19 protein-coding genes and 1 pseudogene are annotated in these 21,662 nt (G+C 61.9%); 12 read left to right on the top strand and 8 right to left on the bottom strand.

Features of this window, described 5'->3' with window-relative positions; genetic code table 11:
- Positions 1–14: 14 nt before the first annotated feature.
- Both trhA and ribA read right to left on the bottom strand, forming a co-directional pair.
- Positions 15–824 carry a PAQR family membrane homeostasis protein TrhA gene (trhA, locus tag LCW13_RS00260; RefSeq protein ID WP_225347459.1) on the bottom strand — a complete coding sequence of 270 codons (810 nt, stop codon included), beginning with the start codon at positions 822–824 and terminating at the stop codon, positions 15–17.
- 134 nt (positions 825–958) lie between these two features.
- Positions 959–1,594 (bottom strand): GTP cyclohydrolase II, encoded by a 636-nt coding sequence (ribA, locus tag LCW13_RS00265; RefSeq protein WP_043331593.1) that lies wholly within the window; start codon positions 1,592–1,594, stop codon positions 959–961.
- Positions 1,595–1,918: 324 nt separating this feature from the next.
- Here ribA and hemE point away from each other — a divergent pair, with 324 nt between their 5' ends.
- The 7 genes from hemE (at position 1,919) to LCW13_RS00300 (ending at position 9,520) form a co-directional block, all read left to right on the top strand.
- Positions 1,919–3,016, top strand: coding sequence for a uroporphyrinogen decarboxylase (gene hemE, locus LCW13_RS00270; RefSeq protein WP_225347460.1), 1,098 nt, complete (start codon positions 1,919–1,921; stop codon positions 3,014–3,016).
- A 109-nt stretch (positions 3,017–3,125) separates the two neighbouring features.
- Positions 3,126–3,512 (top strand): VanZ family protein, encoded by a 387-nt coding sequence (locus LCW13_RS00275; protein ID WP_215823670.1) that lies wholly within the window; start codon positions 3,126–3,128, stop codon positions 3,510–3,512.
- Between the two features lie 287 nt (positions 3,513–3,799).
- On the top strand, positions 3,800–4,663 hold the full coding sequence (gene speE, locus LCW13_RS00280; RefSeq protein ID WP_043331591.1) for a polyamine aminopropyltransferase: 864 nt from the start codon (positions 3,800–3,802) through the stop codon (positions 4,661–4,663).
- A gap of 430 nt (positions 4,664–5,093) precedes the next feature.
- Positions 5,094–6,119, top strand: coding sequence for an amino acid ABC transporter substrate-binding protein (locus LCW13_RS00285; RefSeq protein WP_225347461.1), 1,026 nt, complete (start codon positions 5,094–5,096; stop codon positions 6,117–6,119).
- A 268-nt stretch (positions 6,120–6,387) separates the two neighbouring features.
- Positions 6,388–7,578: an amino acid ABC transporter permease gene (locus LCW13_RS00290; protein WP_043331589.1), complete on the top strand. Its 1,191-nt coding sequence runs from the start codon at positions 6,388–6,390 to the stop codon at positions 7,576–7,578.
- 10 nt (positions 7,579–7,588) lie between these two features.
- Positions 7,589–8,713, top strand: a complete 1,125-nt coding sequence (locus LCW13_RS00295) for an amino acid ABC transporter permease (RefSeq protein ID WP_043331588.1) — start codon at positions 7,589–7,591, stop codon at positions 8,711–8,713.
- Positions 8,714–8,791: 78 nt separating this feature from the next.
- Positions 8,792–9,520 (top strand): amino acid ABC transporter ATP-binding protein, encoded by a 729-nt coding sequence (locus tag LCW13_RS00300; protein WP_043331784.1) that lies wholly within the window; start codon positions 8,792–8,794, stop codon positions 9,518–9,520.
- 143 nt (positions 9,521–9,663) lie between these two features.
- On the opposite strand, the gene LCW13_RS00305 is transcribed toward LCW13_RS00300, so the two are convergent.
- Positions 9,664–10,212, bottom strand: coding sequence for a hypothetical protein (locus LCW13_RS00305; protein ID WP_225347462.1), 549 nt, complete (start codon positions 10,210–10,212; stop codon positions 9,664–9,666).
- A 335-nt stretch (positions 10,213–10,547) separates the two neighbouring features.
- Between LCW13_RS00305 and LCW13_RS00310 the strand changes: the two genes are divergently transcribed.
- Both LCW13_RS00310 and LCW13_RS00315 read left to right on the top strand, forming a co-directional pair.
- On the top strand, positions 10,548–12,491 hold the full coding sequence (locus LCW13_RS00310) for a methyl-accepting chemotaxis protein (protein WP_225347463.1): 1,944 nt from the start codon (positions 10,548–10,550) through the stop codon (positions 12,489–12,491).
- A gap of 255 nt (positions 12,492–12,746) precedes the next feature.
- Complete coding sequence (locus LCW13_RS00315; protein WP_043331587.1) at positions 12,747–13,175, top strand: host attachment protein; 429 nt, start codon at positions 12,747–12,749, stop codon at positions 13,173–13,175.
- A 177-nt stretch (positions 13,176–13,352) separates the two neighbouring features.
- On the opposite strand, the gene LCW13_RS00320 is transcribed toward LCW13_RS00315, so the two are convergent.
- Entirely contained in the window at positions 13,353–14,300 is a 948-nt protein-coding gene (locus tag LCW13_RS00320; protein WP_107335730.1) for a LysR family transcriptional regulator, read from the bottom strand.
- A gap of 286 nt (positions 14,301–14,586) precedes the next feature.
- Here LCW13_RS00320 and LCW13_RS00325 point away from each other — a divergent pair, with 286 nt between their 5' ends.
- Positions 14,587–15,363: a ferredoxin--NADP reductase gene (locus tag LCW13_RS00325; protein WP_043331585.1), complete on the top strand. Its 777-nt coding sequence runs from the start codon at positions 14,587–14,589 to the stop codon at positions 15,361–15,363.
- Positions 15,364–15,494: 131 nt separating this feature from the next.
- On the opposite strand, the gene glnK is transcribed toward LCW13_RS00325, so the two are convergent.
- The 3 genes from glnK to LCW13_RS00340 form a co-directional block, all read right to left on the bottom strand.
- Positions 15,495–15,833, bottom strand: a complete 339-nt coding sequence (gene glnK, locus LCW13_RS00330) for a P-II family nitrogen regulator (RefSeq protein ID WP_024951507.1) — start codon at positions 15,831–15,833, stop codon at positions 15,495–15,497.
- Between the two features lie 149 nt (positions 15,834–15,982).
- Positions 15,983–17,230, bottom strand: coding sequence for an ammonium transporter (locus tag LCW13_RS00335; protein WP_043331583.1), 1,248 nt, complete (start codon positions 17,228–17,230; stop codon positions 15,983–15,985).
- Positions 17,231–17,261: 31 nt separating this feature from the next.
- Entirely contained in the window at positions 17,262–17,600 is a 339-nt protein-coding gene (locus LCW13_RS00340) for a P-II family nitrogen regulator (protein ID WP_043331582.1), read from the bottom strand.
- Positions 17,601–18,037: 437 nt separating this feature from the next.
- On the opposite strand from LCW13_RS00340, the gene LCW13_RS00345 reads away from it, so the two are divergent.
- Positions 18,038–18,412 carry an accessory factor UbiK family protein gene (locus LCW13_RS00345; RefSeq protein WP_225347464.1) on the top strand — a complete coding sequence of 125 codons (375 nt, stop codon included), beginning with the start codon at positions 18,038–18,040 and terminating at the stop codon, positions 18,410–18,412.
- Between the two features lie 94 nt (positions 18,413–18,506).
- Here the strand turns inward: LCW13_RS00345 and LCW13_RS00350 are convergent, their stop codons facing one another.
- Positions 18,507–18,785, bottom strand: coding sequence for a CBU_0592 family membrane protein (locus LCW13_RS00350; RefSeq protein ID WP_043331581.1), 279 nt, complete (start codon positions 18,783–18,785; stop codon positions 18,507–18,509).
- A gap of 1,127 nt (positions 18,786–19,912) precedes the next feature.
- Between LCW13_RS00350 and LCW13_RS00355 the strand changes: the two are divergent.
- Positions 19,913–20,557: pseudogene (locus tag LCW13_RS00355) on the top strand (magnesium chelatase domain-containing protein); the annotation flags it as partial.
- Positions 20,558–21,662 lie beyond the last annotated feature (1,105 nt).

The following is a 21,662-nucleotide window of genomic DNA, read 5'->3' on the forward strand; positions in this document are numbered from 1 at the left end:
GTTCCCCGATCACGTCATACGGAATACGGCAGCACTGCGGTATAGATGGCGAAGAAGTGGCAGGTACTGCCGCCAAGCACGAACAGGTGCCAGATGGCGTGGTGATAGCGCAGGCGTGTCATCAGAAAGAAGATCACGCCCAGGGTATAGGTGATGCCGCCGGCGACCAGCAGGATGAGCCCCGTCTCGGAGAGCTTCTCGACCAGCATCGGCGAGGCGAACACGATCAACCAGCCCATCAGCAGATAGACGCTCACGCGCAGGGCACTGAAGCGTTCAGGCCAGCGCAGCTTGAGGAAGATGCCGCCCAGCGCGAGCGACCAGATGATGGCGAACAGTGTCCAGCCGGTCGGGCCGCGAAGATTGACCAGCAGGAAGGGCGTATAGGTGCCGGCGATCAGAAGATAGATGGCGCAGTGATCCAGCAGCTGGAAGGCATATTTCAGGCGTGGGTGACGGATACCGTGATAGAGCGTCGAGGCCGCATACAGCACCACCAGGGTCAGGCCGTAGAGGCTGACGCTGACGATCTTCCAGGGGTCGACTTCGGCAGCGAGGCTGGCCATCACGATCAGCACGATCATGCCGACGAGGCCCATGAAGGCGCCGATGCCGTGGCTGGCGCTGTGCAGCCATTCCTCCAGCCGGGTATAGAGAGCAGGCGTTGCGGAGGTGTCGCGTGAATCTGCGTCATCGGCAGGCGATGCGCTGGAAGAGGGTGATGCCTGAGGAGGTGTCGAGGCGGGCCGTGTTGACGAAGGCTGTGATGACTGAGGTTGCGATGAAGAAGGCTGTGATGATGCAGCCGTTGAGTCTTTGCGCATGGCGATGTCTCCGGCGCGGGTTCGACTCCAGCCTACTCCCTGGCGGGTGACGTCGTCATGTCACGCTCGCTGTGCCAGCCAGTCAATTTGCCTATAAAGGAAGGGGGAACCAGTCAGGCTCCCCCTGCGCGCGGCTACTCGCTGCGTTCGATATCCACGTCGCTTGCCTGGGTGAAATCATCCAGTGCCATCATGTGGCCCAGCTTGCCCGCCTTGGTCGAGAGATAGTGCTCGTTGTGCGGATTCAGGCCCGTGGTGATCGGCTGGCGCTCACTGATGGTGACACCATCACGGGTAAGGGCATCGACCTTGCGCGGGTTGTTGGTCATCAGCTTGAGAGTGCTGACGCCGAGATGCTCCAGCATCGGCACACAGATATCGTAGCGGCGCATGTCAGCCCCGAAACCGAGGCGCTCATTGGCTTCGACGGTATCGGCGCCGCCATCCTGCAGCTCATAGGCGCGAATCTTGTTGAGCAGACCGATGCCGCGGCCTTCCTGACGCAGATAGAGCAGCACGCCGCGGCCTTCGGCGGCAATGCGCTTGAGCGCTTCCTGCAGCTGATAGCCGCAGTCACAGCGCATCGAGAAGAGGGCGTCGCCGGTCAGGCACTCGGAATGCACGCGGCCCAGCACCGGCGCGCCGTCATCGATGTCGCCCAGGGTCAGGGCGATGTGGTCCTTGCCGGTGGTCTCATCCTCGAAACCGTGCATGGTGAAGGTCGCCCAGGGCGTTGGCAGCCGCGAGGCGGCGATGAATCGAATGGTCACTGTTCACCTCGAACGCCCGGACAATCGCCGGGCTGAAAAAGCGCGGGCATGCGGTGGTCCGGCAATGTCTCGATGAGTCGCTCGAGATACCGTCGGCCAGCATGCAGTCATGTGGCGAGTTTACCAGTCTGTGGCCGATGACTCATCGCTCTGTATGGAAAAGCGTTGTTGCCGCCACCACCACAATGGTCGGATGACGCCAGCAAAGGAACTATAAAGGCGGGGCGATTTGCCAATGCATTTGTTGCATCACCACGATGGGCGGGATTTTTCTCAGGCTCTGATAGAATGCCGAGACATTCCCCGAGCTGATGTGTGATTCCGATGACCTTGAAGAATGATCGCTTCCTGCGCGCGCTGGCCCGTCAGCCGGTCGACCGTACTCCCGTCTGGATGATGCGCCAGGCTGGCCGCTATCTGCCGGAATATCGCGAAGTCCGCGGTCAGGCCGGTGGCTTCATGGACCTGTGCATGGACACCGCGCGTGCCTGCGAGGTGACGCTGCAGCCGCTGGAGCGCTTCCCGCTGGATGCCGCCATCCTGTTCTCCGACATCCTGACCATCCCGGATGCCATGGGGCTGGGCCTTTACTTCGAGACCGGCGAAGGCCCGAAATTCCGCAAGACAGTGCGGACTGCCGAGGAAATCGCGGCGCTGAGCGTGCCGAATGTCGAGCGTGATCTCGATTACGTCATGCGTGCCGTGTCCACCATCCGCCGTGAGCTGAACGGCCGCGTGCCGCTGATCGGTTTCTCCGGCAGCCCGTGGACACTGGCCACTTATATGGTCGAGGGCGGTTCCAGCAAGGACTTCCGTCATGTGAAAGGCCTGATGTATTCCAATCCGGAAGCCATGCATCAGTTGCTCGACACCCTCGCACAGGCCGTTACCGACTACCTGAACGCCCAGATTGCCGCGGGTGCTCAGGCGGTGCAGATCTTCGATACCTGGGGCGGCACCCTGTCCACGCCGGCCTATCTCGAGTTCTCGCTGCGCTACATGGAACAGATCGTGGCCGGTCTCAAGCCGGACAGCGAAGGCAACCGTGTGCCGGTGATCCTGTTCACCAAGAATGGTGGTCAGTGGCTCGAGCACATCGCTGCCTCTGGCTGTGATGCCGTGGGCCTCGACTGGACCACCGAGATGTCCAATGCGCGTGAGCGTGTCGGCCATCGTGTGGCCCTGCAGGGCAACCTGGACCCGAATGCGCTGTTCGGTACGCCGGCCGCCATTCGTGCTGAAGTCGGTCGCATCCTCGACAGCTATGGTCAGGGGCCTGGCCACATCTTCAATCTGGGGCACGGCATCAGCCAGTTCACGGACCCGGGTAACGTCAATGCCCTGATGGATGCGCTGCATGAGCTGAGCCCGGCCTACCATCAGGATGACGCCGCCAATGCGACACCGGTCGCCCGCGGCTGATGGGAGAGCCCGTCATGGTCTTCTCTGCTGCCACCCCTGTTGCTGCCTATAGAAGGTGGCAAGTAGCAGTGCAGCAAGCAGAAGGGTGCCGGGCAGCGGGGGTGTCAGCATGACGCCGGTCGAGCAGCGTCTCATCCCGCGCCGCGGTTGGGCCTTCGTGGCGCTTCTGTGTCTGTTGCTGATCCTGTTCGGCACGCTCTCCCCGGGCGTGCCGCATCCGGAGCAGACCTTCCCCTGGGACAAGCTGCAGCATTTCTCCGCCTTCGCGTTGCTGGCGCTGACGACACGGCTGGCGGGCTTGACCAGCTTGATCATCCTGCCGCTCCTGCTGCTGCTGGGCGTCGCCATCGAATGTCTGCAGCTGGCGATTCCCTATCGCGGCGCTGAGGTGCTGGATGCGCTGGCGGACCTCGCCGGCATCCTCATCGGGCTGGGAGTGTTTCAGTGCGTCAGACTGATTCTCCATCTGGTCCGCCTCGGACCGGCCTCTCGCTGAGCCTCTCCCCCGGGCCGCGTGTCATCGATACGCGGCCTGTCTGAAATTGTCATGCATCAACACTTTCCACTCCGGCCGTCTTTGGCTATGGTGCAGCGCCTGCGCCATGTTGGCGCTTGCCCGGCATGTCGCGTATCACGACATCACGCCGCGTGGGCGTCATGCGGGCCGTGAACTGCCGGCCTGACGCTGGCGCAGTGCTGATTGGCGCAATTTCCGATGGCCATCGTGCCGTCTCTATCCATACCTTGATATCCCGTCTGTGATATCCAATGCGAGGGTCCCCCATGACCGAACGTCTCGATGGCTCCTGGTTTACCGAAATCTTCGATCGCCACGGCAGCGCCTTCTCGCTCAAGGTCAGCCACAAGCTGCATGACGAGCAGACCCCTTATCAGCACCTCGAAGTCTATGCCACCGAGACCTACGGCAACCTGATGGTGCTGGACGGCTGCGTGATGCTGACTGACCGTGACAACTTCCTCTATCACGAGATGATGTCGCACCCGGCGCTGTTCGCTCATGCAGACCCCAAGCGTGTCGTCATCATCGGCGGTGGCGATTGCGGCACTCTGCGTGAGGTGCTCAAGCACCCGGGCGTGGAGAAGGTCACCCAGATCGATATCGATCCGGCGGTCACGCGTGCCTCCGAGCAATTCTTCCCGGCACTGGTCGAGTCCAATGACGACCCGCGCGCCGAGCTGCTGTTCGAGGATGGCGTCAAGTGGGTCGACAACTGCCCGGACGAGAGCATCGACGTACTGATCGTCGATTCCACCGACCCGGTCGGCCCGGCGGAAGGTCTGTTCAAGACCGACTTCCTCAAGCGCTGCCATCGTATCCTCAAGCAGGGCGGCCTGATGGTGCAGCAGAGCGAGTCCCCGCTCTATCACACCGATTCCATCATCAAGGACCTGCGCAACGACATGGGCGAAGCGGGCTTTGATAGCGTCGCGACCCTGCCGTTCCCGCAGCCGGTGTATCCGTCCGGCTGGTGGAGCTGCACCCTGGCGGGCAAGGGCTGTGACGTGAAGTCCTTCCGCGAGGAAGATGCCGCTGCCGCCACCTTCGCGCGTGACTTCTATACCGTCGAAGGCCATCGCGCCGCCCTGGTGCTGCCGCCCTTCATGCAGCGCCTGCTGGAGAAGTGATCTGCATGCACCTTGCGGTGGCACGGGAGTCCCATCAGGCACGAAAACGTGCCTGACGGGATGAACAAGCGTTGAGTCAGGCAGACCGAGACATTGGTCGCAATCTGCCACTCGCGCCACATCGCTGCACCGCCAACGGCCGTTTCGCAATGAAACGGCCGTTTTTATTTTGCACCGATATGAGGCGAACTGGTCTCGCCATGAGCCTAACTGCGCGGCAATCGCGCGGAATGATCCGCCGCCCCACTCCGAGGCTTTGGCCTATATCACTGGGTTTTAGCGCTTTTTTCAGCGTTGAACGCAGCGGATCACGCGATAGGCGGAAATTGGAACGCGGCTTGCTATTGTCGGTAGGTGCCATGCAATGCATTGCACCACTTCTGACTCGAGGCTGATCGAGCGGACTCCAGACTTTCGCGAGGGAATCACGATGCATAACAACAAGAAGCCACTGCTGATCGCTAGCGCCGCTGTCCTGGCCGCCTCCATGGCGACAGGCGCCAGTGCCGCGACCCTGGATAGCGTCAAGGAAAAGGGCTTTGTCCAGTGTGGCGTCAGCACCGGCTTGCCGGGCTTCTCGGCACCGGATGACGCCGGTAACTGGCAGGGCCTCGATGTCGATGTCTGCCGCGGCGTCGCCGCCGCCGTGCTGGGCGATGCCAGCAAGGTGCGCTATGTACCGCTGACGGCCAAGGAGCGTTTCACCGCGCTGCAGTCCGGCGAGATTGATGTCCTGTCCCGCAACACCACCTGGACGGCGACCCGTGACACCTCACTGGGCCTCAACTTCGCTGGCGTGAACTATTACGACGGCCAGGGCTTCATGGTCAGCAAGGACCTGGGCGTCGCCAGTGCCAAGGAGCTGGACGGTGCCGCCGTCTGCATCCAGTCCGGCACCACCACCGAGCTCAACCTGGCGGACTACTTCCGCCTGAACGACATGTCCTTCGAGCCGGTCGTCTTCGATACCTCCGACCAGACCGTCAAGGGTTTCGAAGCCGGTCGTTGTGACGTCCTGACCTCCGACCAATCCCAGCTCTACGCGCTGCGTATCAAGCTCTCCGATCCGGCGTCCGCGATGGTGCTGCCGGAAGTCATCTCCAAGGAACCGCTGGGCCCCGTCGTCCGTCAGGGCGATGACCAGTGGTTCAACATCGTCAAATGGACCCTGTTCGCGCAGATCAACGCCGAAGAGATGGGTCTGAGCTCCGACAACATCGAAGAGAAGAAGTCGGACACCAACCCGAACGTCGCGCGCCTGGTCGGTGCCGATGGCAACTACGGGGAAGCCATGGGGCTGCCGGCTGACTGGGCCTACCAGGTCATCAAGCAGGTCGGTAACTACGGTCAGATGTTCGAGCGCAACGTCGGTACCGGTTCCGCACTGGGGATCGAGCGCGGCTTGAACGCACTGTGGACCGATGGCGGCGTCCAGTACGCCCCGCCGGTTCGCTGATGCGCGGGCTCGCCCTGTACTGCGGGTGGGCCTTGCCCCTCATGACAGGCTGAGCAAGGACGCTGGCCAGGGGAAGTGAGCGCCTTGCTCCACTTCCTCTGGCCAGCGTCATGTGGGGCCCGGCAACAAGAAGTCCTACATGAGTCCCAGCCTGTGAGTCCCAGCCTGTTCCTCATGACCCATTCATCGAGTGCCGAGAGATAACTGATCTGCCGTTCGATAGGACGGCAGGCGGAAGTCGCATAGCTTTCCGGCGGAGATTGCCTGTATGACACAACCTGCTTCTCGCCCGCCGGCCACGGTCAAGCCGCCATTCTGGCGTGACCCGGCCAAGCGGGCACTGATCTTCCAGCTATTGATGCTGGCAGGCGTGTTCGGTGTGTTGGCGATCATCGTCAGCAATACCCTGACCAACCTCGAAAGCCGTGGCATCACCACCGGCTTTGCCTTTCTGGACAACACCGCAGGCTTTGGCATCCTGCAGAGCCTGATCGACTATTCCGAGCAATCCACCTATGGCGATACCTTCATCGTCGGCCTGCTCAATACCTTGTTGATATCCGCACTGGGTGTCATCGCCGCGACCGTGATCGGCTTCGTCATGGGGGTCGCGCGTCTGTCCCCCAACTGGCTGATCTCGCGGCTGGCGGCGGTCTATATCGAAGTCTTCCGCAACATCCCGCTGCTGCTGCAGATCTTCTTCTGGTATTTCGCCGTCCTGAGAACCCTGCCGAGTCCGCGTGGCTCGCTGTCGCTGGGCGAGGCGTTCTTCCTCAACGTGCGCGGTCTGTTCGTGCCGGCTCCCATCACTTCCAGCGGTTTCTCGGTGGTGATTGCGGTGTTCGTGCTGGCCGTCGTCGCCAGCGGCATCTTCAGCTACTGGAACCGCCAGCGTCAGGCCCGTACCGGTCAGCGCCTGCCGGCGGGCTGGATCTCGCTCGGTCTGATCATCGTGGCGCCGCTGCTGGCCTACTTCGCGATGGGCATGCCGCTGAGCTGGGAGCTGCCGGAACTCAAGGGCTTCAACTTCCGTGGCGGCATCACGGTCGTCCCCGAGTTCCTCGCCCTGTGGGTCGCGCTGTCGGTCTATACCGCAGCCTTCATCGCCGAGATCGTGCGTTCCGGCATCGAAGCGGTACCGCACGGCCAGACCGAAGCGTCACGGGCGCTGTCGCTGTCCGGTGGCATGACACTGCGTCTGGTGGTGGTGCCGCAGGCGCTGCGCGTCATCATCCCGCCGCTGACCAGCCAGTATCTGAACCTGATCAAGAACTCGTCGCTGGCCACGGCCATCGGCTATCCCGATCTGGTCTCGGTCTTCGCGGGTACCACGCTCAACCAGACCGGTCAGGCCATCGAGGTGATCGCCATGACGATGCTGGTCTATCTGACCATCAGTCTGCTGGTCTCCATGTTCATGAACTGGTTCAACGCCCGCATGGCGTTGGTCGAGCGCTGAGGGTCTGCCCATGTCGATTGAAAAGACCCTGTCACGGGTCACCGAGAAGATGATCGATTCCCGTCCGGCGCCGAGCGACAGCATCGGCGCGGTGGCCTGGTTGCGCAGCAATCTGTTCGCCGGACCGATCAATACGTTGTTCACGCTGTTCGCGCTGTATCTGGTCTATCTGCTGGTGGTGCCCAGCCTGCAGTGGGCGCTGATCGATGCCAGCTGGAGCGGCACCTCACGAGAGGACTGCACGGGGGAGGGCGCCTGCTGGGTCTTCATCAGTGCGCGTCTCGATCAGTTCATCTACGGCTTCTACCCGAGCGAGGAAACCTGGCGGGTCGATATCGTCTTCGCCGTCTTTGCGGCTCTGATCGCCTGGCTGGCGATTCCGAAGCTGCCGGCCAAGGGCTGGGTCGCCATCGTCAGCCTGGCGGTGTTCCCCTTCATCGCCTACTTCCTGCTGCATGGCGGCAGCTTCGGCCTCGAGATCGTCGGTACCCACGAGTGGGGCGGTCTGATGCTGACACTGGTGCTGGCGGTGGTGGGTATCGTGGCGGCACTGCCGCTGGGGATCCTGCTGGCGCTGGGGCGTCGCTCCGAGATGCCGATCGTGAAGAGCATCTGTGTGGTGTTCATCGAGTTCTGGCGCGGTGTGCCGCTCATCACGGTGCTGTTCATGGCCTCGGTGATGCTGCCGCTGTTCGTGCCTGGCGAGGTCAATCTCGACAAGCTGGTGCGCGCGCTGATCGGCATCACCCTGTTCCAGAGTGCCTACATGGCGGAAGTGGTGCGTGGTGGCCTGCAGGCGATCCCCAAGGGGCAGACCGAGGCCGGCATGGCGCTGGGGCTGGGCTACTGGCGCAACATGGGGCTGATCGTCCTGCCCCAGGCGCTCAAGCTGATGATTCCCGGCATCGTGAACACCTTCATCGCCCTGTTCAAGGACACCTCGCTGGTACTGATCATCGGGCTCTTCGATCTGCTCGCCATCGTGCAGGCCGGTCTCGCCGACCCCAAATGGCTGGGCTACTCCATCGAGGGCTACGCCTTCGTGGCGCTGGTCTTCTGGGTCTTCTGCTTCAGCATGTCGCGCTACAGCCAGTATCTCGAGCGCCTGCTGCATACCGGTCACAAGAAGCGCTGATCACGGCGCCAAGGAATCTTCATCATGACAACGACAACATCCGCCTCGCAGGGCAACACCGGCGCCGATGAGCGCCCGATGATCGAGCTCAAGGGTCTCAACAAGTGGTACGGCGACTTCCACGTGCTGCGTGACATCAACCTGAGCGTGCGCAAGGGCGAACGTATCGTCATCTGTGGCCCTTCGGGGTCCGGCAAGTCGACGATGATCCGCTGCATCAATCATCTTGAGGAGCATCAGGAAGGCGATATCGTGGTCAACGGCATGCCGCTGACCCAGGACATCAAGCAGATCGAGGCGATCCGTCGCAACGTCGGCATGGTGTTCCAGCACTTCAACCTGTTCCCGCACCTGACGGTGCTCGAGAACTGCTGTCTGGCGCCGATCTGGGTGCAGAAGCGGCCGCGCCGCGAGGCGGAAGCCGAAGCCATGAAGTACCTGGAGCGCGTGCGCATCGCCGATCAGGCCCACAAGTTCCCCGGTCAGCTGTCCGGTGGCCAGCAGCAGCGTGTCGCGATCGCGCGCTCGCTGTGTCTGAGCCCGGAGGTGATGCTGTTCGATGAGCCGACCTCGGCGCTGGACCCGGAGATGATCAAGGAAGTGCTGGATGTCATGGTCGAACTGGCCAATGAAGGCATGACCATGCTGTGCGTGACCCACGAGATGGGCTTCGCCAAGACCGTCGCCGACCGCGTCATCTTCATGGATCAGGGCCAGATCATCGAAGAGAACGCGCCGGAACCGTTCTTCAACAATCCGCAGTCCGAGCGGACCCAGCTGTTCCTCAGCCAGATTCTGGGGCATTGAGGCCACGGACTGATCGGATGCTGTAAGCCGAAAAAGACAACGCCCCGCGTGATTTCCATCACGCGGGGCGTTGTCGTGTGTGAGCCGAAAGGCAATCAGTGGGTGCTCACTATCAACTCATTCCGCTGAATAAAGAGGCTCGCCTAGAGGCTGGGCTCGGTGCGGCGTACTTCGCTGCTGTTGGTGTCTGGCAGCTCTTCATCGCTGCCCAGGCTTGGCTCCTGCGGCTTGGCCGCGGCCTTGGGCGAGGCAGCGGCAGGTGTATCGGCAGATGTCGCCGTCGCCGCTGTGGCAGCGGGGGCTTCTTCGCCTTCGCGCGGCCAGGTGACGCTGCGTGGCTTGCCGACCCAGCTGTCGTCATTGTCGTGCACCGCCGGACGGCGCGAGATGGAGCGCGTCACCAGCGCCGCGGCATCCAGGGTGTGGTTGCCCCCGCGAATGCTCAGCAGGTGATGCGGCGCCATCAGCAACTCGAACAGCAGGCGCGTCATCACGAAGGCCAGCAGGAAGCCGCCGACACCTTGCGCCAGTACCGGCCACTGCGCGACCAGCGAATTGTCAGGCCCGATGGGCGTCAAGTGCTGCAGCGTCCAGCCGCTGGCAGCCGCCAGCAATCCCAGCTGCAGCATCAGGTGAGCGGTGACCAGCACGCGCCGGGGCAGCGGGCGGCGCATCAGGAGCAGATTGCGCATCGAAACTTCTCCGAGAAAAGACCACAGGATGAGGGGAGCGGTGGCAGACGGGCAGGCGGCACCCCGCGTTGGGCGGATGTTAGCACGCACTTCGCCATCGACGTCATGTCCGGGAGTCGCGACGCCAGTGTCGGTTCCGGCGACGATGGAGGAGCGTTGCATGTGGCTGGCGGGGTAAAGGAAAGGCCGGGCATGCCGATACAGAGGGCGGCACGTACCGATGATGACGCCGGTACACCGCATGCCTGCATGCCTTGCCACCGAGGGGCAGACCGACGCGCTCTGCGCTGGCGCCCCCGGCCCCCTTCCCGATGGATTTGAACCAAGGAGTGGCGATGTTTGCCTCGTTACGTGCGCGCATCACGTTAGCCTGTGTGGCGATAGTGCTGGTGGCGCTGGTGGTCGTCAGCAGCCTGAATGCCTGGACCACGTTCCGCAATACGCATGCCGATGAGAGCGACTACCAGCAACAGTTGCTGAGATCGAACGCCGCCCAGCTGAGCCAGTGGTTCAGCGTGCATATCAACGCGGTGAGCGGCATCGCGGCCAGTAGCCTCGAGAACTTCCCCGATGCCGCCTTGACCCAGGCGATGAAGCAGGGTGACTTCAGCAAGACCTATGTCGGCTTCCCGGATGGTCGCTTCCGTTACTTCGATGGGCGCCCGGGGCGGGCAGGTTATGACCCGCGCCAACGTGGCTGGTATCAGGCGGCGGTGGCGACCGGTAAGCCCGTCATCACGGCACCCTATGTCGGTGCCACCAGTGGCGAACTGGAAATCAGCGTGGCGGCGCCGGTCTATCGCGGCTCACGGCTGGTCGCCGTGGTCAGTGGTGATCTGCCGCTGGCGTTCATCACCCGCACGGTCGCCGAACTCTCGCCGACGCCCAACAGCTTCGCCTTCCTGATCGACGATACCGGCACGCTGATCGCCCACCCGGATGATGCCCTGGTGCTCAAGCCGATGAGTGCACTCGCATCGGCCCTGACGCCCGAGACCCTGGCCAGCAGCAATCGCCTGGTGGCCGCTGGCCAGTCGGCACTGGTGGTCGATATCCAGCAGCGTGATTACCGCATGTTCAGTGCCGAGCTGGATTCGGCAGGGCTGGGAGACACCGGTTGGCGTCTGGCGCTGGCCCTGGATGTGGCCGACTCGGATGCACCGCTTTATGCCCAGCTGTGGACCACGCTGGCCATGACGCTGCTGGTGTTGCTGGGGGCGGCCGCCGTGATGTCGTGGATCGCCAGCCGCAGTCTGCGCGGCCTGGCACTGGTGCGTGATGCGCTGGTGGATATCGCTGCAGGCGAGGGCGATCTCACGCGGCGCATTCAAGTCAGCGGGCGTGATGAAGTCGCCGAGATCGGCAATGCCTTCAATCGCTTCGTCTCGACCCTCAATGGCGTGCTCAGCGAGATTCGTCTCGCCAGTGGTGCGGTGCAGACCGCCGCCGCCGAGATCAGCCAGGGCAGTCAGGATCTGTCGTCACGTACCGAGCAGGCGGCGGCCAATCTGCAGGAAACCTCGGCCTCGATGGAGCAGATTTCCGGCACCGTCGCCCAGTCCGCGGACTCCGCACATGAAGCTGACGGGCTGGCCAAGTCGGCCAGTGAGGTCGCGCGTCGCGGCGGCGAGGTGATCGGAGAGGTCGTCACCACCATGCAGGGCATCGATGACGACTCGCGCAAGATCACCGAGATCGTCAGTGTCATGGACTCCATCGCCTTCCAGACCAACCTGCTGGCATTGAATGCCTCCGTCGAGGCGGCCCGCGCCGGCGAGCAGGGGCGTGGCTTCGCGGTGGTGGCCGGTGAGGTGCGTACCCTCGCCCAGCGCTCTTCCGAGGCCTCGCGGGAAATCGCCACGCTGATCAGCTCCGCCAACGAGCGCACGCGCAATGGTGCCGAACAGGTCAGGGTGGCCGGCAGCACCATGAACGAGATCGTCGCCAGCGTGATGCGTGTCAGTGAGGTGATCGGCGAGATCAGCCATGCCACCCAGGAGCAGAATCACGGTGTCGGACAGGTCTCCAGCGCCGTGGCCGAGCTGGACCAGGTGACACAGCAGAATGCGGCACTGGTGGAGGAATCCGCCGCGGCAGCGGATGCGCTCTCCGAGCAGTCGGCGCGTCTGGCCGAGATGGTGGGCCGCTTCCGTCTGGATGGCCCTGCGCAGCCGCCCGCAATGGCGCCGCGTAGCGCAGGCACCCTGTCCGCACAGGGCTCCAGTCCCCGTGCTGCCAGGCCCGTCGCATCGGAGGAGCTGGATTGGCAAGCCTGGTAAGGCCGTCAGCACGCGAGCCTGTCAGTCGCCAGTGACAGGCATCAGACGCCAGGGCCGCCCTTCGGGGCGGCCCTGGCGTTTTTGGTTATCTGCTTGCCTGTCGACCTTCAGGCGTCGGGCTGGCGGGGTGGTGTGCGGGAAATGAGCGGCAAGGGTTGAATGTGCGCAAGGGTGCCAGCATGTAGTCAATTGAAAGCGAAGCGATGATCGTCATTCTTCATCAACGACGCCTCACGAGAGACAGGGAGTGTGTAAATGGTTACTTACATCGTTGCTGCCGACGCCGCACGTGCACGTATCTTTGCCCGTGCCGCTGGCAAGGTCACCGAAGTGGAAAGCCTTGTACATCCTGAAAGCCGCCAGCATACCGGTGACCTGAGAACCGGTGGCAAGGGTGAATCCAGCGGCGGGCACGGTAGCCTGCATCAGACTGGCGATGATGGCGCGACCTCCGACAAGCATCAGGACTTCTTCGCCAAGGAAGTCGCGCAATACCTCAAGCAGACGGCCAATGACGGCAAGTTCGATCAGCTGATCATCGCCGCCGCGCCCAAGTTCCTGGGGGCGCTGCGCGACAAGCTCGACAAGCCGGTCGCCAAGCTGGTGACGGAAACCGTCGACAAGGACCTCTCCCACGAGAGCGCTGATGAGATCAAGGCGCGTTTCACCGGCCTGACTCACTGATCACTCCCCCGTCATCCAGAGACCAGGACGCCGCCAGCGGAAACGCTGGCGGCGTCTGTGTGTGAGTGGTCACTATTCTTATTGTTCCCGTGATAATAGGGATGGTGTCTCAAGGCTATGGTGTCATTCAGGGCTGGTGACAGCAGGCTCGGTTGCTGAAGGCCGTGAATATGCGAATCACGGCACCTGCGGCAGGATGATCTCGTCACTGCGTGAGGCGCTGCCGCTCAGGTTGCGGCAACCGGCGACGAATTCGCGCATTGCCTGGGTGATGAAGCGATCACGATGGTGGACGAAGCGATAGGCGCGCGTCAGCTCCAGCCATGGAGTGGGCAGCTCGACGAGGCTGCCGCGCCGAAAGGCATCTCTCAGCGCGAGGCGCGAGATGCAGCCGATGCCGAGCCCCGCTTCCACGGCGCGCTTGATGGCTTCGGTATGTTCCAGCTCCAGCATGATGTCGAGGCGCTGGGAGACGCTGGTCGAAGGCCCGTCCAGATGTGGGCGCAATGCCTGCTCGAAGGTGCCGCGTGTGCCGGAGCCACGCTCGCGCATGATCCAGCGAGCCGCCAGCAGGCGCTCAAGCGTGACCTCGCCCTGTGCCAGCGGGTGTGACGGCGCACAGAAGATGCTCAGCCGATCACTGACCCAGTGGGTCGCCTCCAGCAGCGGGTGCTCCACCTCGCCTTCCACCAGCCCGATGTCCAGTTCGAAGTGCACCAGCTTGTCGATCAGCTGATGGGTGTTGTGCACGTGCAGCTCGACGCGGCTGGCGGGGTGATGATGCAGAAAGTCACCGATGATCTGAGGCGCCAGATAGTTGCCGATGGTCAGCGTCGCGCCAATCTCCAGCGAGCCGGTGGCGTCCTGCTGGCCGAGCAGCTGCTCCAGCTCCTCGGCCTGGTCCAGCAGCGCGATCGCCTTGGGCAGCAGCTCACGCCCCAGGCCATTGAGCCGCAGGCGCTTGCCATGGCGATCGAACAGCCGGCAATCGAACTGACGCTCCAGCTCGGCCAGTGCCGTGCTGGCCGCTGATTGCGACATGGCCAGACTGTCGGCGGCCAGCGAGACATTGTCATGCCGCGCGACCGCCACGAAGACGGCCAGCTGGCGAAGGCTGTAGCGCATTCGACCTCCCGGGGCATGCAGTGAAGGGGCAGAGATGAGGAGGCGAAAGTGAACGCAACGCAGGATTCGCCGTCAGAGCGGGCGGACCCTGCACGATCAAGGTTGAAATGCGATTCATTCGCAACCAATATTGGTAAACTAGATAACCTATATCCAGATAAACCATTTAACGCATAACCCTACAGTGACTACAATCGCTGCATAGTTCATTGGGTCATAAGCTGTTATTTGTTTATGCCAATAGAGAATATCGAATTCGAGGGGCCACGCCCCGGGAGGCCATCAGGTGAGCAGTCTGACCACAACCGAAGTCATCGACGTCCATCACTGGAACGATTCGCTGTTCAGCTTCCGCACTCAGCGTGAAGACAGCCTGCGCTTCAAGAACGGCCAGTTCGTGATGATCGGCCTGGAAGTCGAAGGCAAGCCGCTGATGCGTGCCTACTCGATCGCCAGCCCGAACTACGAGGAGCACCTCGAGTTCTTCTCCATCAAGGTGCAGGATGGCCCGCTGACCTCACGCCTGCAGCACCTGCAGCCGGGCGATCAGATCATGGTCTCTCGCAAGCCGACAGGCACGCTGGTACTGGACGACCTGCTGCCGGGCGAGAACCTTTACCTGTTCTCCACCGGCACTGGCCTGGCGCCGTTCCTGAGCGTCATCCAGGACCCGGAAACCTATGAGCGCTATGACAAGATCATCCTGATGCACGGCGTGCGCCATGTCTCCGAGCTGGCCTATGCCGACATGATCGCGGAAGAGCTGCCCAAGCACGAGTATCTGGGCGAAGAGATCGCCGAGAAGCTGATCTACTACCCGACCGTGACGCGCGAGGAGTTCCGCAACCAGGGCCGCATCACGGATCTGGTCGAGAACGGCAAGCTGTTCGAGGATATCGGCCTGCCGCCGCTGGACCCGAAGCGTGACCGCGCCATGATCTGTGGCAGCCCGGCGATGCTCGACGACATCAGCGCCATGCTGGATGCGCGCGGCTTCGCCATCTCGCCGAAGATGGGCGTGCCGGGTGACTACGTGATCGAGCGTGCCTTCGTCGAGAAGTGATCCGCGAGCAGCACGCATGAGCGACAAGTGCTGAAACGAAAAAACCGCAGGCCGATGGCCTGCGGTTTTTTGTGTGCTCATGTCACCCGTCGGGGCAGCACGTCACAGTGCCAGGGGCTTGCACCAGAGGCTCAGACGGCGTCCTTGCCGGTCTCGCCGGTACGGATGCGAATGACCTGCTCCAGCGGCGAGACGAAGATCTTGCCGTCGCCGATCTTGCCGGTGTTGGCGACATTGGTGATCGCCTCGATCACGGAATCGATCATGGCGTCATCCACCGCGACTTCCAGCTTCACCTTGGGAAGGAAGTCGACCACGTACTCGGCACCCCGATACAGCTCGGTGTGGCCCTTCTGGCGGCCGAATCCCTTGACCTCGGTCACGGTGATACCCTGCACGCCAATCTCCGACAGGGATTCGCGCACGTCGTCGAGCTTGAATGGCTTGATGATGGCAGTGACCAGTTTCATCGTGTCTCTCCTTGGGTGATGGTGCGGGTAACGAGGCCTGCTCGTCACGCCGGTCTCTGACTCAAGCATACACCGCTTATCCAGTCAGGAAAAAAGACTCCCGCCAGGTGGCGGGAGTCTTGATGCTGCAGGTGCTGTCGCGTCCAGGCTTACTTGCGGCTGGAGGTGAATTCCGGATAGGCCTCCATACCACATTCGGCCAGATCCACACCTTCGTACTCTTCTTCCTCGCTGACGCGAATCCCCATGATGGCCTTGATGATCAGCCACACCACGAAGCTTGCGATGAACACCCAGGCGAAGATGGAGGCGGCGCCCAGCAGCTGTGCGGAGAAGGTGGCATCGTCATTGGTCAGCGGCACGGCCAGCAGACCCCAGAGACCGACCACACCGTGCACGGAGATGGCGCCGACCGGATCATCGATCTTCAGCTTGTCGAGACCGACGATGGAGAACACGACCAGCAGACCGCCGACGGCACCGATCAGGGTGGCAGCACCGACGCTCGGTGCCAGCGGACCCGCAGTGATGGCGACCAGGCCAGCCAGTGCGCCGTTGAGGGCCATGGTCAGGTCAGCCTTGCGGAACCACAGACGTGCGAGGATCAGCGCGGCGATGACACCACCACAGGCAGCGGCATTGGTGTTGACGAAGACCTGAGCGACCGCGTTGGCCTCATCGATGTTGGACAGCACCAGCTCGGAGCCGCCGTTGAAGCCCAACCATCCCAGCCACAGGATGAAGGTACCCAGCGTGGCCAGCGGCAGGTTGGCGCCCGGGATGGCATTGATCTCGCCATTCTTGCCGTACTTGCCCTTGCGAGCGCCCAGCAGCAGCACGCCTGCCAGTGCGGCGGAAGCGCCGGCCATGTGCACGATGCCGGAACCGGCGAAGTCGCTGAAGCCCGCTGCGCTCAGGAAGCCGCCACCCCAGGTCCAGTAACCCTGCACCGGATAGATGACGCCGGTCATGACTACGGCGAAGGCCAGGAAGGCCCACAGCTTCATGCGCTCGGCGACCGCACCGGAGACGATGGACATGGCGGTAGCCACGAACACCACCTGGAAGAAGAAGTCGGAACGTGCGCTGTAGTAGATGTCGCCACCGGAAGCGAGCGCTTCCTCAGCGGTATTCTCGGCACCGATCAGGAAGCCCAGGCTCGGCAGGAAGCCGCCTTCGGCGCTCGAGTACATGATGTGATACCCGACGACCATGTACATGGTGCAGGCGATGGCGAACAGCGCCACGTTCTTGGTCAGGATCTCGGTGGTGTTCTTGGCGCGGACCAGACCGGCCTCGAGCATGGCAAAGCCGGCTGCCATCCATAGCACCAGGGCGCCACAGACCAGGAAGTAGAAGGTATCAAGTGCGTACTTGACCTCGATGATCTCGTTCATGCGGGGTTCTCCTTGTTATTGTGCGCGGGGCTCAGACAGCGTCGGCGCCGCGTTCACCGGTGCGGATACGGATGACATCGTCCAGCGGAGTGACGAACAGCTTGCCGTCGCCGATCTTGCCGCTGTTGGCCGCCTGGGTGATGGCGTCCAGTACCGATTCCACACTGCTGTCATCGACAGCCACTTCAATCTTGACCTTGGGAAGGAAGTCGACGACGTACTCGGCACCGCGATACAGCTCGGTGTGCCCCTTCTGACGTCCGAAGCCCTTCACTTCGGTGACGGTAATCCCCTGCACGCCGTTGTCGGCCAGTGCTTCTCGCACGTCGTCCAACTTGAAGGGTTTGATGATGGCGGTGATCAGTTTCATGTGCTGCCCCCGTTCGCTACCGGAATGATCATTCTTGTTAAGCATGGCCAGTCAGATGAGCTGGCGGCCTGTTCCTGACAAGTGCATCGCACGAGATGTGCCATGCGGCTGAAAATCCTTGTAACTCATCTGGTTATCGCAGGATGGCTGACAGTCTTTCGGCCTGTGCAAAGATGGCTGAATCCGAAGGTCACCTGGCATGCACCGTAATGGTGCTGTTTCTGCGCCTTTGGGTGTGGGGGCAAGTGCTAATGTGGTGCAGGTGTGTGCCTGCCGATGAGGATTGGTTGGTGCAGGACGATGCGGGGCATGCACCCGACTCCAGGGTTGCGTATCCTTGCAGCAGGACACGACGGCCCCATGTACAGGGGTGTCATCATTTTCTGACCGGCAGTCCGCACGACGCGGCCGCCGGCCCGCAACGGCTGAGGTGCAGCATGTTCAAGAATGACGTCATCGGGCGTATGGCCCAGCAGATCGGTGAGCGCCTGCAGGATGCCTCGCATGGTCCGGAAGAGCTGCAGAAGTCCGTGCAAGGGGTGATGCGCGGTGCCTTCGACCGCATGGAACTGGTCTCGCGTGAAGACTTCGACATCATGATGGATGTGCTGACGCGTACGCGCAGCCGCGTCGAGTCGCTGGAAAAGCAGGTCATCGCCCTCGAGGCACTGCTGGAAAAGCAGGGGCTGGTAGCGGCCAATGCGCCGGCTGCCGAGGCCACTACGCCAGTGGATGACGAGGGGGAAGCCGCGGTAGCGAAGCGTGAAGCCGCCAGTCACGCCGCGGAAATCGAGCGCCAGCGCGACGCCTGATTCCCTCAGGTGACGGCTGAACCAAAACCGCCACGCCCTTTCGGGGCGTGGCGGTTTTTTGCGTCATGGGCGCCGCTGATTCTGAGGGGCGGCCTCAGGCAGTCTGGGGACGAGTGCCCAGCATCCAGCGCACCAGACCTACCACTGAGGCGATGATCCAGAAGATCTCGATCACGAAGCTGGCGAGGTTGAAATTGATGCACAGGCTGATCAACAGCAGGATCGCCCCGCTCAGATTCATCAGGTTGTAGGTCAGGCTGCGGGCATCGAGTCTGCCTATCTGCAGCAGGAAGAAGGCGCCGACGACCAGAGTGGTGCCTAGCATGCCGATCACATCCGCCAGGGATGCCAGCGGGGCAAGCATGTCTTGCATGGGTAGTGCTCCTGAAACAAGCCGAAGTCGTCCTGAATGGCTGGCCCTTTCCGTGGGTTGGACGATTCTCTGCCGCGCATCGGCGGCGTTCCGTGAGACAGCTTGGCGGTCATCCCGGCAAGGCCGGGACAACCGATCAAATATACAGCAGTCCCCGTCCGGCGGCACTCTTGTGGCTCTCTCGAGGGCGCTATCGCCCCTGTATGAGCACTTTCTTGGTGCAGGCAGGTCTCGAGCTGGTCTCACACCTTGCCCATGTGACGAATGGTGGCGCTGAAATGCGCCAAAACAGGCGCTTTTGCGTGGAAAATGCTGCCAAAACCGCTACTTTTAACTCGCCGCGAGCGTTTGTCGGCAATGCCGGCAGCGTAAGCATCATGGCGGTGAGCGATACGCAGATGCAGATGCAGATGCAGGGCACCAGACGCTCTCAATCACCAGACAGCAATAAGCCGTCACCCAGCGCCAGGCCCTCAGGCGCCAACCCCCGGCATCAACGACCCGATGCTCGTGCAAAGTCCTCGAACGCAGCGCATGCACCTTCTCTGACTCCTCTCCGCCAGGCGCCTCATGAGCTCCTCTGGCTCAATCTGATCTCTGACATGGCTTTCATCACTCGACTGAGTCGATCGTCGAAGCACCCTGCCTGCAGTTATTTAGTTTAATTTCTGTTGGTTGGTGCCTGTGAGTTGAGATCGGGCTGTTGGTGTCCTGGTCCGACGTTGGCTCGCTTGATCATCGATGGTATCAGTGCCTTGAATGATGAAGTTTTGAGCGCTCAAAAAATGTCCACAAGCGATGATTATGTAATGTTATCCACAGTCTGTCTGTTTGTTACGTATCCAGTAATTGCGGGAGCCTGGGGCGTAAGGGAATTTACGTTATAGACGCGAGAATCGTCACCTGAACACGTATTTCCAGGCGGCGCATGGCAGTGTCGTGGGGGTATGCGAAGCCTTGCGGCAATTGTCGAGCGCCCGAGCGTTGAGGCGCTCGCCTTCTGGGGAGTATGAGGTTTGCCATGCTGGGAGGGTTGGCAGCGGTGTGTGCCTTCGCGCTCATGGCAGGCCGGTGCCTGCTCCGATTGCGCCGTGCAACTGAGAGGCGGCATCACGCAGGGAAGGCTCATGTCATTGGCAATGTTGCGCACGCGCGCGTCACTTGGTCTCGAGGCACCGGAAGTTCAGGTGGAGGTACACCTTTCCAACGGCTTGCCGGGGCTGTCCATCGTCGGCTTGCCGGAAGCGGCGGTGAAGGAGAGTCGCGAGCGGGTGCGCAGTGCGCTGCTCAATGCCGGGTTCGAGTTTCCGGCGCGCCGTATCACCCTCAATCTGGCGCCAGCGGACCTCCCCAAGGAAGGCGGGCGCTTCGATCTGCCCATTGCGCTGGGGATTCTGGTTGCCTCCGGGCAGATACCGGAAGAGGCCGTGGCAGCGATGGAGTGCCTCGGCGAGCTGGCGCTCGATGGCAGCATCCGTGCCGTGACCGGTGTGCTGCCAGCCGCGCTCTGCTGTCGCAAGGCGGGGCGGACGCTGGTGGTGCCGCGCGGCAATGCCGACGAGGCGGCACTCGCCGAGGAGTTGGAAGTACTGGCGGTGGGCCATCTGCTGGAGCTGGTGGCTCACCTGCTGGGGCGCGAGCGCCTCACGCCGCATGTGTGCTCGATCATTCCCCAGGCGCGCCTGCCGGAGCCCGACCTGAGCGAGGTGCGTGGCCAGCATCAGGCACGCAGGGCATTGGAGATCGCCGCGGCCGGCGGCCACAATCTGCTAGCGTTATGTGTCTGGAGACCCATTGTGTGCGCGGAATCTCAGAACAGGGTCTGATAAGGGATTGTCCTTGAGAGGCCCAAACTCTTGGGACATCCACTCCATCGCAGAGGTGCAGTTTCCGTTACTGATAGATGTAAAAGAAGCTCTATGTCTCTTGGTGTCAGGGGCGGAGTACCATAGTTTCATTTCACATTTGAGGTCATTGCTCATGCCCGCGCTAAGGTTCAAGTTGCTGATGCTGAAAGGTTCTTCTCCATCGCTGAAATTCCAATCAGCCCAGTTGGCTTGGTGAGAGTCATATCTGATGTTGATGGTCTGATTCGAGGAAGGGGGGAGCGGGACGGGAGTCTCTAGACTGAAGTATGCGTGTCCCTCATGTAACGTGCTGCGTTCGAGGTAAGTGCTCAAGTCAACGGCAGTCAAGATGGTAGGGGCTTCGCCATAGTTATATACGAGAAAGCTGAAGCCTTCGTCAGTGTATGCAATCACTTGGGCGTCCAGTTTCGGGGAAGCCGGTGGAGGGTTGTTGGCCTTCCATGCAACTACGAATGAGCCTAGGGCTATAATAATCGACACAGTTGAGACTGCTACGGAGGGATGAGCTAAGAACCAGTGCCTCTTCTTCTGAGGCTGTTGGCAGCTTGAACACATATAGGCACTCGGCTGAATCTCCTTCTTGCACCATCTACACGTCCTGCTTTGACTGGGCTGTACACACCATTTGTATGCCTTGTTTCGGCTAAGCAGCTTGCGCCACTTGCGCTCCTTGCGTTGGCTAGGCTGCTTCAGCTTGCTGTTGAACTGCTTCAGCCGCTTGAGCTTCTCTTCCATGAGCTTCTTCTTCCCTTGGCGATTCTATGAGCAGCCTTGTTGTCAGGCTGTCTGGTCTGCTATCCGCTGAGAGCTTCTGTGCGCCTCTCTGAGCTTCACTATGCCATGGCTGGTGTGATTGGGCAGGTAAGGATGATCAACTCTCATGGCTCCACACAGCGCCACACAGTGACTGTCGATTCGTGCCCATTCATGGAGAAGAGCGCTTCGCCTCTCCCTCCGTGCCCCTCTGTGTGCCTCCCTGAGAGCCTCCCTGAGCCAGCGATGGACGTTA

It is taken from the genome of Cobetia amphilecti (genome assembly GCF_020217465.1).
In the GTDB taxonomy this organism is placed as follows: domain Bacteria; phylum Pseudomonadota; class Gammaproteobacteria; order Pseudomonadales; family Halomonadaceae; genus Cobetia; species Cobetia amphilecti.

Coding starts and splice junctions, on each gene's coding strand:
- trhA (WP_225347459.1), bottom strand. CDS start 824: ATGCGCAAAGACTCAACGGCTGCATCATCACAGCCTTCTTCATCGCAA.
- hemE (WP_225347460.1), top strand. CDS start 1,919: ATGACCTTGAAGAATGATCGCTTCCTGCGCGCGCTGGCCCGTCAGCCG.
- LCW13_RS00275 (WP_215823670.1), top strand. CDS start 3,126: ATGACGCCGGTCGAGCAGCGTCTCATCCCGCGCCGCGGTTGGGCCTTC.
- speE (WP_043331591.1), top strand. CDS start 3,800: ATGACCGAACGTCTCGATGGCTCCTGGTTTACCGAAATCTTCGATCGC.
- LCW13_RS00285 (WP_225347461.1), top strand. CDS start 5,094: ATGCATAACAACAAGAAGCCACTGCTGATCGCTAGCGCCGCTGTCCTG.
- LCW13_RS00290 (WP_043331589.1), top strand. CDS start 6,388: ATGACACAACCTGCTTCTCGCCCGCCGGCCACGGTCAAGCCGCCATTC.
- LCW13_RS00295 (WP_043331588.1), top strand. CDS start 7,589: ATGTCGATTGAAAAGACCCTGTCACGGGTCACCGAGAAGATGATCGAT.
- LCW13_RS00300 (WP_043331784.1), top strand. CDS start 8,792: ATGATCGAGCTCAAGGGTCTCAACAAGTGGTACGGCGACTTCCACGTG.
- LCW13_RS00305 (WP_225347462.1), bottom strand. CDS start 10,212: ATGCGCAATCTGCTCCTGATGCGCCGCCCGCTGCCCCGGCGCGTGCTG.
- LCW13_RS00310 (WP_225347463.1), top strand. CDS start 10,548: ATGTTTGCCTCGTTACGTGCGCGCATCACGTTAGCCTGTGTGGCGATA.
- LCW13_RS00315 (WP_043331587.1), top strand. CDS start 12,747: ATGGTTACTTACATCGTTGCTGCCGACGCCGCACGTGCACGTATCTTT.
- LCW13_RS00320 (WP_107335730.1), bottom strand. CDS start 14,300: ATGCGCTACAGCCTTCGCCAGCTGGCCGTCTTCGTGGCGGTCGCGCGG.
- glnK (WP_024951507.1), bottom strand. CDS start 15,833: ATGAAACTGGTCACTGCCATCATCAAGCCATTCAAGCTCGACGACGTG.
- LCW13_RS00335 (WP_043331583.1), bottom strand. CDS start 17,230: ATGAACGAGATCATCGAGGTCAAGTACGCACTTGATACCTTCTACTTC.
- LCW13_RS00340 (WP_043331582.1), bottom strand. CDS start 17,600: ATGAAACTGATCACCGCCATCATCAAACCCTTCAAGTTGGACGACGTG.
- LCW13_RS00345 (WP_225347464.1), top strand. CDS start 18,038: ATGTTCAAGAATGACGTCATCGGGCGTATGGCCCAGCAGATCGGTGAG.
- LCW13_RS00350 (WP_043331581.1), bottom strand. CDS start 18,785: ATGCAAGACATGCTTGCCCCGCTGGCATCCCTGGCGGATGTGATCGGC.